The organism is Nostoc sp. PA-18-2419, from assembly GCF_005869855.1.
Taxonomy (GTDB): Bacteria; Cyanobacteriota; Cyanobacteriia; order Cyanobacteriales; family Nostocaceae; genus Nostoc.
The window spans coordinates 23,820-40,968 of the sequence record NZ_SZNH01000010.1; the positions used below are offsets into that span (position 1 = coordinate 23,820).

Sequence of the window (17,149 nt, forward strand, 5' to 3'; positions counted from 1 at the left end):
TATAAAAAGCGCCAAAAGGACTAAGCTGGTAACACAGATTATCGTTAATTTATAGATTGCGTTAGTCCTTAACTCTCGACACCCCCACTATCTGAAATGATTATAAAGTTTGTAGTGTTGAGGAGCAGTGCTTCTAATACCATAATTAATGACATCCTTTGCAATTGGGAAATCCTCACAAAGGTCAATTTTTGAAGCACCATTTATTTATTAATGTAAATTGTGCAATGAAAAATATGCATAGGGGTAGATGAAAGGCTACTAAAGGGGTAGCATAAAATACAATGAATAGAAATGATTAACCCGTAAGAAATACGGTACTTTATTACGCTAGATAGATGCGGTTAGAGATTACTCAATGTTAAAAGTTAACCGCTTGCGAGTGCAAGAGATATTTAAAATTCCTCCAAATTCACTTGTGGCAAAAATTGCAAGTGCAATCCCTGTTTTGGTTGGCAGCTTGGTTCTAACTGGCTGGTGGCTTGAAATTGAAGTTCTCAAGCGCGGTTTCCCTGGTAGTCTGGGCACAATGAAATTCAACACAGCGCTGTGCTTTGTGCTGTCTGGTATGTCGCTATGGCTTTTCTTAACAGGAGGGAGAACAAGCAAAAAGGAAGATGGAGGAAAACAAGTAGGGCAACAAAGAACAATTAAAAATTCCCGCTACTCCCGTATTCTTGTGCTTTCTAGGGTTTGTGCAATAGCAGTTACCACAATTGCTGCACTCACTCTGTGTGAATATCTGTTCGACTGGAATTTTGGGATTGATGAGTTGCTATTTCTTGACTCCCGTAGGAGTTTAGCGATATCACATCCGGGGCGAATGGGAGTGAACACGGTACTCAACTTTATACTGGTTAGCGTAGCTTTACAGTTTCTCAACGAGCAAAATCACCGCAGTTATTGGTATGCCCAAATTATCGCTTTAATAACTACTTTTATTTCCTTTCAGGTGCTTATAGGTTATGCCTACAAAGTCAAAGTTCTTTATGGCATTGCTCCTCATACAACATCAATGGGGTTAGAGACAGCGCTGTTGTTCAATTTACTAAGTATAGGCATTTTGTGGGCGCAGGCCCAACAGGGTTTAATGAAAGTAGTTACAAATGATAGCTACGGCGGTTTACTTGCGCGACGTTTGTTGATTGCGGCGATCGCAGTACCTTTTTTAGTGGGGTGGGTAATTGTTGAAGGTCACCGCGCTGGACAATACGATCTAGCTTTTGCAGTATCAGTATTTGCCATTGTCCTAATTGTAATTTTTACTGTTTTGATTTGGCAAAGTGCGAGAGTTATTGAACACTTGAGCGCTCAGCGCGATATCTCCGATGGGCTACACTTACACGCACTACAAGCACTTAGAGCCTACGAAGATAAACTGGCAAGTTTCGTAGATGCTAACGTTATCGGCATTGCGTTTGCCGACGTGTACGGCGGTATCCATCGGGCAAATGACGAATATCTCCGGATAATTGGTTACACGCAAGAAGATTTGTTAGCAGGCGGATTAAGTTGGAGAGAGATCACACTTCCAGAGCATCGATATTTAGACCAACAAGGTATCATCGAAGCAAAGGGAAACTCCAAAGGTACTTGTACACCGTACCAGAAAGAATACATTCGCAAAGATGGTAGCCGAATCCCGATTTTAATTGGTTATGTGCTGTTAGGAGAAAAACGCGAAGAGTCAGTAGCGTTTATTTTGGATTTGAGCGAACGCAAGCAAGCACAAGCAGAGCAACAAAAATTAGTATCTTTAGTAGAAAATAGCTCTGATTTTATTGGTATCGCCACCCTTGAAGGACAAATACTTTATATAAATGATGCAGGTCAAAAGTTAGTAGGGCTTGCAAGCCTTGAAGAGGTAAAGCAAAAAGCAGTATTAGATTATGTCATGCCCGAAGACAAAGACTATTTTCAACAGTACATACTGCCGACTGTATTATCACAAGGGCGCTGGCAAGGAGAATTCCGCTTCCGACATCTGCAAACAGGCCAAGCGATACCAGTAGATTACAATATCTTTACTGTTACAGACAACAACACAGGTCAAGCAATTGCTCTGGCGACTGTGACTCGCAACATCAGCGAGCAAAAACAGGCCAAAGAACAAATTTTACAACTAAACAAGGATTTACAGCGTCGGATTACTGAATTACAAACTTTGTTAGAGGTAATTCCCATTGGTATCGGCATTGCCGAAGATCCAAAATGCCAAAATATCAAGGTTAACCCTGCTTTTGCTAAGCAGTTAGGCATATCGTCAGATACAAATGCTTCCCTGAGCGCTGCCTTTGATGAAAAACCCACAAACTTTAGAATTTACTCCCAAGGAAAGGAACTGTTAACAGAAGAACTTCCCATGCAGTACTCTGCCGCTCATGGTGTTGAAGTTCTGGATGTTGAACTTGATGTCATCCATGAAAACGGAAAAATAGTCAAGCTGTTGGAGTACGTTGCACCTTTGTTTGACGAGGAAGGGAAGACTAGAGGATGCGTTGGGGCATTTTTGGATATTACAGAACGCAAGCAAGCAGAAGAAGTACTCAGGAATCAGCAAAAATGGCTGGAAGATGTGTTAAATCTGATGCCCAGACCGCTGTTGTTTATCGAACCAGGAACAGCACGGGTAACTTTTGCCAATCGCTCTGCTGAGGAATTAGCAGGGGGTGAGTTTCCTAAAGGTGTACCAGCAGCAGAATATCATACAGCTTATCACTATACCGATGCTGTGGGGAATCGCATTCCCAATGAGCAAATGCCAGGAGTGCGGGTAGCTCTTGGCGAACGTTTGGATGGGTTAGAGGTAGACTGGCATACTAGCTGTGGCGTGCGCTCTGTGTTGATATTTGCCGATACCTTGCCTGCGATGCACGGCCATGCAGCTATTTGTATTTTGATGTTCCAAGATATTAGCAACCTCAAGCAGGCAGAAAAAGCGCTTTCCTTGGGTTACCAGAGGCTAAAAATACTTTTTGAGACAGCTAACGAGCTGCTATCGAGCCAGCAACCAGTAGAACTAATCGATAGTGTCTTCCGAAAACTCTCGGAGCAAATTGGTTTAGATGTTTACTTCAACTACTTGATTGAGAATAACTCTGAGGTAATGCAGTTAAAGTCTTACGGTGGCATTTCCCCAGAACTGGCAGATAAAATTCAGTGGTTGGCATTTGGTCAAGCAGTTTGCGGTACTGTAGCCCAGCAATGCCACCCAATAGCTGTAGAGAATGTGCAGCAATCAACTGACTCGAAAACAGAATTGATTTGTTCTTTAGGCATTAGTGCTTATTATTGTTACCCATTAATCGCACAGGGACGGCTGTTAGGTACTCTTTCGTTTGGCAGCCGGACTCGGCTAAGTTTCACTGAGAATCAAAAGGGGATGATGCAAGCAGTATGCGACCAAATTGCGATCGCTATGGAGAGAGCTAGTTTAATTGGATCTTTGCAGCAGCAAACAGAGCAGTTGCAACAAGCTAACCGGATGAAAGATGAGTTTCTGGGCATATTGTCCCACGAATTGCGATCGCCCCTGAATGCTATCCTTGGTTGGGCACAACTGTTGCAACGCAGCAAGCTCAGCGAAACCCAAATCGCTAAAGGTATGGAGACAATTGAGCGCAACGCTAAGGCGCAAACTCAGCTAATTGAAGATTTGCTAGATATATCGCGGATGAACAGAGGCAAATTACACCTTAATGTCCGTACTTGTAATTTAGTGCCACTGATTGAGTCGAGCCTAGAAACTGTTAGCTTAGCCGCCCAATCTAAAGAAATCGATTTGAGATTTTCCGTGATTCTCTCACCAGAAACCGAAAATCTCCAAGCACAATCCCCAAGTACTCAACACTCAAAAGGCAGTTTCAAAAGCGAAGATTCAAAATTTTCAGTTTCCGGTGATTTTGATCGCTTGCAGCAGATTATCTGGAATTTACTATCCAATGCCATCAAATTCACACCTCCAGGAGGACGGGTTGAGGTGCAATTGTCAGTAGTCAATGGTCAAGAAAAACAACAGACAACCGACAAATATGCCCAAATTCAAGTAATTGACACAGGGATTGGCATCAGTGCTGATTTTCTGCCTTATGTTTTTGAACGTTTTCGTCAAGCTGATAGTTCTAGCACCAGAACCTATGGGGGATTAGGACTAGGATTAGCGATCGTGCGTCATATAGTAGAATTACATGGCGGTACCGTTTGTGCAGATAGCCTTGGCGAACAACAAGGCACGACATTTACAGTCAAACTACCACTTTTAAAAAGTCCCTCCCTGACTTGAAAAAGGGTGTAGGGTGTGGGGTGTGGGGGATATTCCTTTTTCATGCATGAGTTTTAATACCGTTTCTTTATGAAGCTGCATATATTACCCCGGCTACGCCGTCCCCCCTTGCCAAGGCAGGACTACAGGGGGGTCTTGATTATGTATATCTTCATACAAAATTGGTATAAGGTGCAAGTTTCGTGTTCGGAACTCAGCCATTCATGTTTGGAACTCGGCCATTCTTGTTTTGAGGTGGAATGGTGAGGGTTTGAAGGAGAGTGATGTCTACGGCAGGCTGTACCAACGCTTTTTTCACTTGACAGTTTGTGTTTCAACGTGCAACTTCGGAGGTTAAAGGCGCAACTTCTAAGGCTAAAGACGCAATTTCGAGGGTTAAAGGTGCAACTTCGAGAGTTAAAGGTGCAACTTCCGAGTTCAGAGGTGGAACGTTGACTCTTTTTGCTCGACAGTTCGAGTTAAAAGGTGCAACTTCCGAGTTCAGAAGTCGAGCATTCGCTCTTGTTGCTCGACAGTTCGAGTTAAAAGGTGCAAACTTCGAGTTCAGAGGTGGAATGATGAGGCTTTGAGGTGGAACGTAGACGGCACAGGAGGGGGCTATATCTACCACGAGCTACGCCTACCCGCTAATGCAATCCTTGATACAGGCTACATTATTAATTAGCTCAATTTCTCTACTGCGCGTCCAAGCAGAAACTCCTCGTCAGACATCACCTTTATAAAACCCCAAATGACTAACGAAGAACTGCTGCAAATTATTGAACAAGCTGCCAAAGGCAAGGTGACAGAATTAGACCTTTCTGGCAAAGGCTTAACAACATTGCCAGCGGAAATTGGACGACTTACCAAACTGCGATCGCTCGACCTCCGCGGCAATCAACTCAGCAGTCTGCCAGGGGAAATTAGACAACTCACCAACCTGCAAACCCTCGACCTGGGCTTCAATCAACTCAGCAGTCTGCCAGGGGAAATTGGACAACTCACCAACCTCCAAACCCTCTACCTCTACAACAATCAACTCAGCAGTCTGCCAGGGGAAATTAGACAACTCACCAACCTCCAAACCCTCTACCTCTACAACAATCAACTCAGCAGTCTGCCAGGGGAAATTGGACAACTCACCAACCTGCAAACCCTCTACCTCGAGAACAATCAACTCAGCAGTCTGCCAGGGGAAATTGGACAACTCACCAACCTCCAATCCCTCGACCTCTACAACAATCAACTCAGCAGTCTGCCAGGGGAAATTGGACAACTCACCAACCTGCAATCCCTCTACCTGGGCAGTAATCAACTCAGCAGTCTGCCAGCGGAATTTGAAAAACTCATCAACCTGCAAACCCTCCACCTGGGCAGTAATCAACTCAGCAGTCTGCTAGGGGAAATTGGACAACTCACCAACCTGCAATCCCTCAATCTCAGCAACAATCAACTCAGCAGTTTGCCAGTGGAAATAGGACAACTCACTAACCTCAGCAAGCTTGAACTTAGCAAAAATCCCCTAGAATCTCCTCCACCAGAAATTCTAAGGAAAGGATTGGAAAGAATTCTGAACTTCTTTAGGCAACAGTTAGAACAACAAACCGATCGCCTCTATGAAGCTAAATTACTCATTGTGGGAGAAGGTGGTGCAGGTAAAACTACGCTAGCCAAAAAAATTCAAGACCAGAAATATAGATTACAACAAGATGAAAATACCACAGAAGGTATTGATATTATTCAATGGAAGTTCTTGCTTGACAATGATAGAGAATTTCAGGTCAACATTTGGGACTTTGGTGGTCAAGAGATTTACCATGCTACTCACCAATTTTTTCTTACTAAACGCTCTCTTTATGCTGTAGTTGCTGATACTCGCAAAGAAGACACAGATTTTTACTACTGGTTAAATGTGGTTGAATTGCTGAGCGATAATAGTCCTTTACTAATTGTCAAAAATGAAAAACAAGAGCGCAAACGGGAAATAAACGAGCGAGAGTTGCGACGCGAATTTACCAGTTTTAAAGAAACACTTACTACAAACCTTGCTACTGATCGCGGTCTACCAGAAATCTTAAATAAAATTAAGCATTATATTAGTAACCTACCCCATGTAGGAACAGAACTACCCAAAACCTGGGTTAAAGTACGGCAAGCTTTAGAACGAGATTCCCGCGAATATATTAGCTTGGAAGAATATCTGAACATTTGTCAAGAATATGGTTTTACTAAACAGGAAGATAAACTCCAACTTAGTGGCTATCTACATGATTTAGGTGTATGTCTTCACTTTCAAGATGATGACTTGTTAACAAAAACCGTGATCCTCAAACCTACTTGGGGTACAGATGCCGTTTACAAAGTGTTAGATAATCCCCAAGTAATTCAAAACCTGGGTAAATTTGATCGCAATGATTTAAAAAATATTTGGCTCGAAAACAAATATGCCAATATGCGACCAGAACTGTTGCGGCTAATGATGAAATTTAAACTGTGTTACGAAATACCTAGTCGTCCTGGCACTTATATCGCACCTCAATTACTCTCTGTCAACCAACCTGATTTCAATTGGGATGAATCCAATAACCTAATCCTGCGTTATAAATATGACTTCATGCCAAAAGGTATTCTCACCCGCTTTATAGTCGAAATGCACTCCGATATTGAACAACAAACCTTACAAACCTTAGTTTGGAAAACAGGCGTTGTTCTTGCTAAAGACCAAACCCGTGCTGAAGTGATTGAACACTATAATCAACGAGAAATTAGAGTCCGTGTAGCAGGAAAAAACAAGAAAGAACGGCTAGCAGTTATTACTCATGAACTAGAAAAAATTCATAAATCTTACGAACGTCTGCAATATCAAACACTTGTTCCCTGCAATTGTGAAAGTTGTAATTATAGTCAAACGCCTCATTTTTATAGCCGAGACGTGTTGTATAAATCCTTGGAAGCCCGTAATTACCAAATCCAGTGCCAAAACAGCTTTCATATGGTAGATGTCAAAAGACTGATTGATGATGTTTTATCGGCTTCACAAAATCTACAAATCCCTATGCCTGAACCTCTAACCAGAAATCAAGTTTTCATCAGCTATAGTCATCAAGATCAGCAGTGGCTTACCAAACTTCAGAAGCAACTTAAACCAATGATTCGTAACCAAAATCTACTTGTGTGGGACGATACTAAAATTCAACCTGGTGCAAAGTGGCGTGAAGAAATTGAAAAAGCTTTAGCAGCAGCAAAAGTGGCAGTATTGTTGGTTAGCCCTGATTTTTTAGCATCAGATTTTATTGCCGAGAATGAATTACCCCCATTATTAGATGCGGCTGAAGCCGAAGGACTGACAATTATTTGGATACCTTTGACTTATAGTAACTATGAGGAAACAGAAATTGAAAAGTATCAATCAGCGCACACTCCCAATCAACCTTTAGACAGCTTGAACTCTGCACAAGAAAATCAAGCTTGGGTGAACATCTGTAAGAAGATTAAAACAGCAATTATTCAATAGAAGATTGAGAAGATTTTCTCTAGTGGTAATGTGTCAAAATACTATTTTTATTCTTATACAATTCAATTAATGATTGTGACATATCCTTGGGTGAAGACGCGATGAATCGCGTCTCTACAAATTGTTTATTTGTGGCATACATGATGATAAATTTAAAACGGTGTTTTTACTTGTAGATGAAGGGTTTCTCCTGACTGTGGATGCTGAAAACGAATTTCTCTTGCATGTAAATATAACCGATTAGCGTTTGCACTGCATCCATAAAGGCGATCGCCTAAAATAGTTACCCCCAATCCTTGCACATCTGCCGCGTGAACTCTCAATTGATGGGTACGTCCTGTTAGGGGCGTAAACTCTACACGGGTGTAATCTCCTTCCCTCGCCATCACCTGGAATTGTGTCAAACTCGGTTTACCGCGCTGCCAATCAACTTGCTGATAAGGACGATTTTCCGGATCTCCCCACAATGGCAATTCAATTGTACCTTGCTCAACTTTTACAAAACCTGCAACTAAAGCCTCATAAACCTTGTGAACTTGTCGCTGCTGAAACTGCTGGCTGAGTTGTCGATGAGTTTGGCGATCGCGTGCCAACAACAAAATACCAGATGTTTCTTGGTCTAATCTATGCACAGATGTAAGTGTCATGCCATCAGGTAACAGATGAAACAAGCGACTCCAAACACTATCCTGGCGATCGCGATAACGCCCAGGTACAGAAAGTAATCCAGCCGGTTTGTCCACAGCAATCAGCCACTCGTCTTCATAAATAATCGATAAACTTACCTCTCCCCCAACCCCTCCGCTATTAGGGAAGGGGCTTCTTACTCCMGCTTCCAGCAACAAAAGTTTTCGGCTTCTCTCTCCTTTTAGCAGAGGGTTAGAGAGAGGTGATAAGGGCGCTGGGAGATTAGGTTTCAAGCCAGATAGCAAAAACCCCATCAATGGCTGACATCGTTCCGCACATGCTCCATAAAATTCTCCCTGGATTTTATCTTGATTTACTGAAGACGCTCCCCACCAAAATTCTGCCATTGCCAAGGGTTTAAGATGATGTGTTGCGGCATAATGAAGTAGCTTTGGGGCACAACAGTCTCCTGTGCCTGTGGGTGARCCTTGTGGCATCAATTGTTGCARSGATCGCGATCGCCCAGCAAAATTAGTCAGGCTGTAGCTAGCGTGCATCTGAGCTTGTAATTGTCTTGATAGTTCTTTACGCTGTTGTTTGAGTTCTAGAATCCGTATATCTGCGGTTGCAATCAACTGCTGGAGGGGCTGCAATACTGCATTTTGCTGACGTTTAAGTTGTCGTCGTTCGATTTTCTGTTGACGACTTTCGCCGTCGAGTTGTTCAAGAGCAATAGCCAACGCTTCTCCAGTCAGTGTATTGCAGATTTGGTGACGTTTTTGTTGTCGTTGATGTTTGCAATAGTGATGGCGATCGCTCATTGCTTGTAGTTGCTGCTCAAACTCACCATACAAGGTTTCGTACTGCTGGCGTTCTTTGAGTTGCTTCAAAGTGAGAATTTCTCGCTTGATGGCGTCTAACTGTGCCAAAGTGTGAGCTTCCTCCAAAGCAACTTCGTCTCTTCCTGGTATTGGTGGCACCCAACCCTCAACCAGACTGCAACCATGCAAAAGACCAGAGAAAGCTTTAAGTACCTGTTGTTCGCCATTAGGCAATTCAACTAATAATATCCCATACATTTTGCCTTCACGAGAATAAGAGTCATCTTTAGCAAGATGTTGCATGAGTCCGTGGGCGATCGCTTCGGACATTGCGGTGCGAGGTAATGTTAAGCGTTCGCTGCTTTGCGGACAATACCCTTGATAGTAATAACTAGGGGATTCGCTGAGTGCAAAATCACAGTTTATGAAATTGGAAACGGGGTGCAGAATTACCATACAAGGTATGATTACAAATCTGACTGTATATTTAAAAGAGTATCTAAAATTATTAATCATTACTGAAAAAAGAAATCCCCCACTTCTTAAATAAGTGGGGGTTCTAAAGCTAACGAGAGATTTGAGTAAGAGCGATCGCAACTCCAAATTAAAAGTTTAATACACGAAAATACTCTCGGTCATTTAACCAGAAGTACTCAAAGAATCACTCTCTGGTGGATTGTCTTGTACTGCGCTTTCTGGTGGATTGTCTACTTTTGGTATAGGCTGTTGTTCTAATGAGTTATCTTTTCGGAATGTAGATTCTAGGTTTGTTGTCATTCCATGCTCTTCTTGTCCTCTCAGTCCCAGATATGTAGCTGCACTAATTCCTTGTAGTGTTAGAAGTGTTTGATCGAATTCTGGCATTGCTAGATTTTTAGCAACTTCCCAAATAAAGAATAGTCCAATGGCTACTGTCCAGATAAATATTTGAAACCGATGAAAATTTACTCCATTAATATCAGATAATATATCTATAAAAAAACCTTCAGAAATGCCTTGACTACCTTTTCTATTCTTCTCATCACCTTGTCCATCAATCAAGGAACTACCAAACGCTGTTACAGAATTAATTCCTAATAATATTAGTGATTGTTGATTTAAAACATTGCGATAATTTCCCGTTATTCCGTAAATAATAATATAAGAACCAAAAATGATAAATGTCCAGAAAGCAAGTTGAGATATCGATAAGCTGAAGGGATTTTTATACAATTTTTTACTACCCAGAAAAAATTGAGCAATTCGTGTTTTTCGCTGTTCAGGTTCAATGCTAACTTCTTTTGGAATCAATCTTTCCTGACCAGCAATTACTTCTTTTTTTGAGTAAACTCCTTCTATTCCAGGACTACGAAGAGCGTTTCGGCAATACCTAGTGAATAATAATCCCACAGCCAAAAGTAGAAGCAGACATAGCCAAAAGCGCCATGATAACAGAATTATTTTGATTTGAGGAGGTGACAGAGGGTTACTGACTGGAATCGCAATTTTATTGGGACAGCCTACTCCCACGATCGCATTAATACTGTATTGATTGGCTTTACCAATCAGCGCATTCCATACATGTTCTGATGGATTGTTGCGTTCGAGTTGAAAAGCTAACCAATCACGATCAACAACTAGTCTTTTTTGTGGATCCGGAACCATAACGATGGTTGGTTCTGCGTGTATATTCTCTAGTTCATAGCCATTCAAGTACAAAACTAATTGTCGAGGATCGAATGAATTGCCCTTAGTCGTTGAATTTGTGGCTGCTGATAATCCGTCAACTTTGACTTTAATGCGATCGCCCATTTTAACTCGGCTATCACCGTTGTCAGCAATCACTTGTTTAGTTGTGAGATTCACCGGAACTGAACAAGTCTGGGATGGTGCAATATTCACCGAAGGAAGATCTGAAGTATCTTGAGCAATAACAGCAAAGTTGACAGAAACAATTAGAGAAAACACCAACATAAAAATAGCAGCAAATCTTTTCGTATTCCTATGCATCGCTCTATATTCCCAGGTGATTGGTATATCGGTAGTTTAACCATATTTGAGTTACTCCATATATTAAAAAATTTGTCTAAAAACTAAATAAAYCAATTGCTATAGAAAAAGTATTACTCTACCGCTACAAGATGGTGGTTTAATTAAATAAAAACTGTTCTACTTTCTATTTTTGACAAGTTTGAATGCGAGAGAATAAAGCAACACATAATCGCCACCATGAAGCTGTAGCGATCGCACTATGCCATTCCCAAACACCTAATACCTTTAGCCGCCAAACTTGCTCAAAAAAACTAAAGTAAGGAAACTGCCCACTAGGAGCATCGTCATTTACATTTAAGTGAGTATAATCTATCCAGGAATCTTTTAAACGCCAACCGACGCGATTGGCAAAATCAATACAAGTTTGAGAAGCAGCAACATTATCATTACCAATCATCAAAGCTAGCACAGGATCGCCGCCAGAAGTATCTCTAATACTCTCCCAAATCTGTTTCTGAACGCTGAAACCAAAGCGTGCATGACTATATTTAACCCAAAGTTTATCGATAGTGCACAAGTCATCGCAATAAAAATTTTCCAAATTTGCTATATCAAGATAGCGTTTTTCTTCTCTATTAGCTATCTTCAACATCAAAGTTGTGGTTTCTTGATCTGCTTCCAACCATCTCCCAGCCTTGAGTAAATCTCGCAATTGAGTGTAATCTACACCCACTGCTGAACTTAAATCATCTATATCTTCAGCTTTTTGCTCAGAACTATTACTAGAAAACAAAGTTTTTCCGGGGAAAACTTCAATCACACCTTGAGATCCAAATAACCAAAAATATAATTGAATATTAATACCTGATAATTCAAGTTGTAATTGTGTAATCCAAGCTGCTGCGGTTAGTCCAGATTGTTGAATCGTAGGCGCGGAAGGCTGTGCTACCCTATTGAGAGTGTCTACTAAGGAAGAAACAAAGCGTTGACTTTCCCAAGAAGGTGCAGCAGCAGCAATTAAACATTGTTGGGCGTCTAGTCCAAATTGCAGTTCTTCCACCCAATCCCGGAGAGATACACAACTGTCGCCCAGAGGACAATCGAGGATGATAATTTGTTGCGAACGACAGCGGCGCAGTTGTTTTCTCAACCAAGGGCGATTAATTACAACATGATCAGAAAGTATAAATACAGCTTCTCCTTGTTCTGTTTCTTGAATCTGTCCTCGGAGATATAAAAATACAGTTGGAATTTCTTCTAAAAGATTGGCACTGGTAGGTGATTCACAAAAAGATTCAGACAGCAAACATTTTTGAATTGTTTTGCGAACATCTGAAACTGAGGTTTTTTCGCTGACATTCCAATAATTTACCTCAAAGCCACCAGCTGTATTCAGTATTTTACTCAAAGCCAAAGCACTCTTGCTCTTAGGAAATCCCTCTATAACTAATGCTTGTCGGGGATGTCTTGTAGATACTGTTTTATCTGGTTTAATTCCTAAAATTACCTCTCCAATTCCTTCTACAATTCGCTTAGGGGTTTGTGATGGATATTCTGGATGAATTTGGTCTTCACCTCGGCTTTTTTTGAGCTGATTAATTACCCGCAATTGCTGATTTGCTTTATCTATATATGCCAGAGTTTGGTGATAGACGTAGCGATAAAGTCCATCTGCTTCAATCACACCTTGGGAATCAGCAGCTTCTCCCCGCAATCCGCGAATTAAAAAATAAGTGAATACTCCGTGTTTTAGTTGGGGAAATTCCCAAGATTGTTGAGAGCGATCGCAAGATAATAGAGCATAAAATCCTTTTCTCTTAGCTGCGCGTTGTCGCAGAATTTCTACTAACTCTTGTGTGGGGTTGAGTTGGGGATCTATTGGTATTTCTCCCCTAGCGCCAAACAATGTCATGCTACCGCTATGACAAGCATCTAGCCATAAAATTTGCTGTTGGGCAGGACAACTTTCTAATAATTGCAATAATTCCTGCAACTTTAAACCGGTGTCTATTAATTTGTCTTTTTGAGTATCTTGGAGACACAATACCACCTGCTGAGTCGATGGCTCTAGCATCCCATGTCCGGAAAAATAAAACAGAACGGTGTCAATGGATTTAGCCGCAGCAGCTACTTGTTTGAGGCTGGTACGGATATTTTCTAATCGCGGTTGCTGGTGAGCAAAATCATGGTAAATCCTGACATCCTTTTGCGGAAATCCCCCAGTTGCAGCATTTAATGCTTCTGCTAAACCTTGGCAATCTACTGCTGAGTAACGCAAACTAGGTATTTGCTCATCCTGATATTGGTTTACTCCTACCAATATCAGCCAAAGCTTAGCTAAACCAGTTTCTAAGACATGAGTTGAGTGACTAGTACGAACACCAACTGGACACATTTATTAAAATTCCTTGACAGGAAGACTACGGTAGCCTTTATATAAATAATATTCAAGCGTACTGACATAAATTACTGAAATTGTTTCTCAGATCCAAGCGATCGCCAGATAGCAGTCCTAAATGAGAAAGTGAAATCTTACATCCAGGCTGTAAACAGTCAACAATCAACAATGCGAGAACTTTACCCAGCGATCAAGCCTTACCGAGAAGGAAATTTGCAGGTTTGTGACCTACATACTATCCATTTTGAAGAGTCAGGTAATCCTCAAGGTCAACCCATTGTTTTGCTACATGGTGGCCCTGGTGGCGGATGTCCACCTTTTTATCGCCAATATTTCCATCCAGAAAAATGGCGCCTGGTGATGTTTGACCAGCGTGGTTGCGGTCAAAGTAAACCCCATGCTGAATTACGAGAAAACACCACTTGGGATTTAGTTAGCGATATCGAAAAACTGCGCCAACATTTAGGTATAGAAAAATGGACGGTTTTTGGTGGTAGTTGGGGTAGCACTTTATCATTAGCCTACAGTCAAACCCATCCTTCTCAATGCACGGGATTAATCCTGCGTGGTATCTTCATGCTCAGACAAAAAGAGTTGCGCTGGTTCTACCAAGAAGGTACTAGCTATATTTTTCCTGATGCTTGGGAAGAATATTTAAAACCAATTCCGATAGATGAGCGTGAAGATATGATTGCAGCATATTATAAACGCTTGACCAGTCCAGATTTAGATATTCAACTGACAGCAGCTCGTGCTTGGTCAATTTGGGAAGCTAGTACAAGTAGACTTTTTTTCGATTCAGAACTGATGCAAAAGTTTGGTGAAAATGAATTTGCCTCAGCTTTTGCTCGGATTGAATGCCATTACTTTATGAATAAAGGATTTTTGGAAACTGAAGAACAATTACTTTTAAATATTGGCCGCATCCGCCATATCCCCGCTGTAATCGTTCAGGGACGTTACGATGTAGTCTGCCCGATGATATCAGCTTGGGAATTGCATCGCGCTTGGCCGGAAGCCGAATTCATAGTGGTTCCTGATGCCGGACATTCAATGAGTGAACCAGGAATTTGCAGTGCCTTAATCGAAGCAACAGATAACTTTGCCAACTTAATCAGCTGATATAGATTTTACTGGTTATTTTTGTCTTGTATTAGGCTGTAATAATACTCATAACAATCTAATTCCCTTACCCTCTTACCGATACTCTCAGGAGATTTTTAGTTAGAGAATATTATCCCCTAACTAAACTTCCCCGTGCCTTAGTTTTCTTTGATTAGTAAACTATTTCACCGCAAGTTCTTAACTTCAGTTGCACTCAAAGCACGATTATAGATGCGGACTTCATCAATTAATCCATTGAAACGATCGCCCAATGGTGCCCCATCAGCATAGTTTTCTGCTGCACCAATAGTTACTGGATTGTTATCTACTAATATGTTGCCAGTAAGCGGGCTACTACCGATTTGCACACCGTCAACATAAAGATTGATCGTACTGCCATTGTATGTCCCTACCATATGTACCCAGCGATCGCTAACTGGTGTACCTTTGTAAACATCACCTTCACCATCAGTGGTACCCAATTCCCATTTATAGGTAGTTACATTATTCCGCGAACCAAACCCTAAAAAGAATTGATCGGGATGAAGAAGGGTGCCAATCTGTCTATTTACAACAGCATGAAAACCCACTGGTTTACCATTTGGACGTACCCAAGCTGAGACCGTGAGTTGATTTGTCATAGAGTTAAGACTAGCTGAAGCAGGTATACTGGCATGGGAGCTATTCTTTCCAGCCACTTGAAGAGCTTGGCCATATAACCCAGCCGTTCTACTAGAATTAATCAACGATCCGTTATTATTTTTGCCAGAACTGTCTAAAACAGTACTACCTGCTGCTTCTTCAAATTTCCAATAGCCTATTAATCCACTTGAGCCACCATCAGTTGAGCCACCATCAGTTGAGCCACCATCAGTTGAGCCACCATTATTGGATGTAAATTTCCAACTGTTAATATCTTGAGCATTAAATCGAGATCCTGTCCCAGCAGTAAAGCCAACAAAGGCTTGGGAACCGAGAACAGAAGTTAAATCAATCTTGTAGGAAAGTGCTGCTTCGGCGGTTGCAAGTTTAGTCGAACTTTCGGAAAGGAAAACATCCAGTTTGTCGGTATTGCCATTGTATTCAATCCAAGCATTGATTGGGGTACCAGAATTGAGATCGATTGCTGTACCTAAGTTTGAATCGGTGATAGTACTAGTGGTTGCAAGCGCAGCATTTACATTACCATCTCGCAGCACAGCAATGTTGTTGTTGTTAGGATCTGTTCCATTCTTATAAGTGTCAAACTTGATCGCTAAACTTTCAGTAATAGGGCTCAAAGTCCCGCCATAGCCTAAATTGCCACCAATACTACCCTTAGCATTGGCTTTTGCTGCACTATTTTGCAGCACAAAGGTAAATCCATCCGACCCAAGAGTTCCACCTCTCAATTGAAATTGGAACTGCGTTTGAAAGGAGGTGTTAGCATTCAAGGCAATTGGAGTGGTGTAGAAAACACTACCCGCCTGAGATGTAGAGGCTGGAGTCAAACGCAGTGCAGTATCAAACTGGGCCGAACTACCGTTAAGTTTGAGTCCACTCGTGCTGGCAAAATTTGTGTAATCAAAGCTAGCTAATAGCCCATTATAGGTATTTAAAAGCGAAGGCTTAATGGCTAGAGGAGATTCAATTGCACCAGTTGCGTACTCCAGTACCCAATTGCCACCTTGAGATATATTTCCAGTTAGATCTGTGGATGCAGCTACATCAGCCCCAGTCAATTGCCCAAATCTGGAAACAAAGGTATTCCCCACTGTACCTGCGGCAACATCACAACCGTAGAGCAAGATATCGGCATCAGGCGCCAAGGCATCTCCCCAGCTTTGCAAATCTTGACTTCGGCTGTCGAGTGTCTGAAGATTGACTAGAGAATCCCCAAGGTTCAGTTGCCCAGAGCTGCCGTGGGAAATAACATGAACCCCTAAAAGATTATCATAATGAGAGAGCGTCTGAGTGATTTGCGTAATACTATCTTGTTCAGGCGAAAGCGGAATAATAACGTCAGCAGTTAAATTTTGAAGAATTTTTTGTGCGTCAGGAATATTTAAATCAACGAAGGCAATTGACTGAGGATTTACTAACTGTGCCTGAGTTGACAAGAAGTTAGGAATGAAGTTTGATCCTAGACCTTGACTTGAGGAAAAACCAGCAGACAAAGCCGAATCATCGAAATCGGAAAAGTTTGTTTCAAACATATATGAGGCTTCTCGAATAAACGTGTACAAAAATTAAATTTCTGACAAAAAATAGCAAGAAATCACTTGAAACCGCATACATTCCGGAGGTCAGGGATAATGGGTATGATAGTTTCAAAATATCATAACCAAAGCACACTCAATTTAGAGTACAGCATACTTGCAGTAATTACAAATCATAATTTTGACAAGAGGTAAAATTTAGCTGGCTCAATGCGATCTTGTCAGATGGGTAAAAAGCAAGCGATCACTAAATCC

8 protein-coding genes are annotated in these 17,149 nt (G+C 41.5%); 3 read left to right on the plus strand and 5 right to left on the minus strand.

Annotation, left to right across the window (positions count from 1 at the left end):
* Positions 1–358: 358 nt before the first annotated feature.
* Complete coding sequence (locus FCR06_RS12490) at positions 359–4,282, plus strand: PAS domain S-box protein (protein ID WP_223280119.1); 3,924 nt, start codon at positions 359–361, stop codon at positions 4,280–4,282.
* A gap of 313 nt (positions 4,283–4,595) precedes the next feature.
* On the opposite strand, the gene FCR06_RS12495 is transcribed toward FCR06_RS12490, so the two are convergent.
* Positions 4,596–4,892 carry a hypothetical protein gene (locus FCR06_RS12495; RefSeq protein WP_138500058.1) on the minus strand — a complete coding sequence of 99 codons (297 nt, stop codon included), beginning with the start codon at positions 4,890–4,892 and terminating at the stop codon, positions 4,596–4,598.
* A 120-nt stretch (positions 4,893–5,012) separates the two neighbouring features.
* Between FCR06_RS12495 and FCR06_RS12500 the strand changes: the two genes are divergently transcribed.
* Positions 5,013–7,775: a COR domain-containing protein gene (locus tag FCR06_RS12500; protein ID WP_138500060.1), complete on the plus strand. Its 2,763-nt coding sequence runs from the start codon at positions 5,013–5,015 to the stop codon at positions 7,773–7,775.
* A 152-nt stretch (positions 7,776–7,927) separates the two neighbouring features.
* Here FCR06_RS12500 and FCR06_RS12505 read toward each other — a convergent pair whose 3' ends face one another.
* From FCR06_RS12505 to FCR06_RS12515, 3 genes are all read right to left on the minus strand, one after another.
* Positions 7,928–9,679 (minus strand): RluA family pseudouridine synthase, encoded by a 1,752-nt coding sequence (locus tag FCR06_RS12505; RefSeq protein WP_138500062.1) that lies wholly within the window; start codon positions 9,677–9,679, stop codon positions 7,928–7,930.
* A gap of 183 nt (positions 9,680–9,862) precedes the next feature.
* Positions 9,863–11,212 (minus strand): hypothetical protein, encoded by a 1,350-nt coding sequence (locus FCR06_RS12510; protein ID WP_138500064.1) that lies wholly within the window; start codon positions 11,210–11,212, stop codon positions 9,863–9,865.
* Positions 11,213–11,378: 166 nt separating this feature from the next.
* Positions 11,379–13,589, minus strand: a complete 2,211-nt coding sequence (locus FCR06_RS12515; protein WP_223280120.1) for a GUN4 domain-containing protein — start codon at positions 13,587–13,589, stop codon at positions 11,379–11,381.
* Between the two features lie 171 nt (positions 13,590–13,760).
* Here FCR06_RS12515 and pip point away from each other — a divergent pair, with 171 nt between their 5' ends.
* Positions 13,761–14,714 carry a prolyl aminopeptidase gene (pip, locus tag FCR06_RS12520; RefSeq protein ID WP_138500374.1) on the plus strand — a complete coding sequence of 318 codons (954 nt, stop codon included), beginning with the start codon at positions 13,761–13,763 and terminating at the stop codon, positions 14,712–14,714.
* A gap of 167 nt (positions 14,715–14,881) precedes the next feature.
* On the opposite strand, the gene FCR06_RS12525 is transcribed toward pip, so the two are convergent.
* Entirely contained in the window at positions 14,882–16,891 is a 2,010-nt protein-coding gene (locus FCR06_RS12525) for a DUF4347 domain-containing protein (RefSeq protein WP_138500066.1), read from the minus strand.
* Between the last annotated feature and the right edge of the window lie 258 nt (positions 16,892–17,149).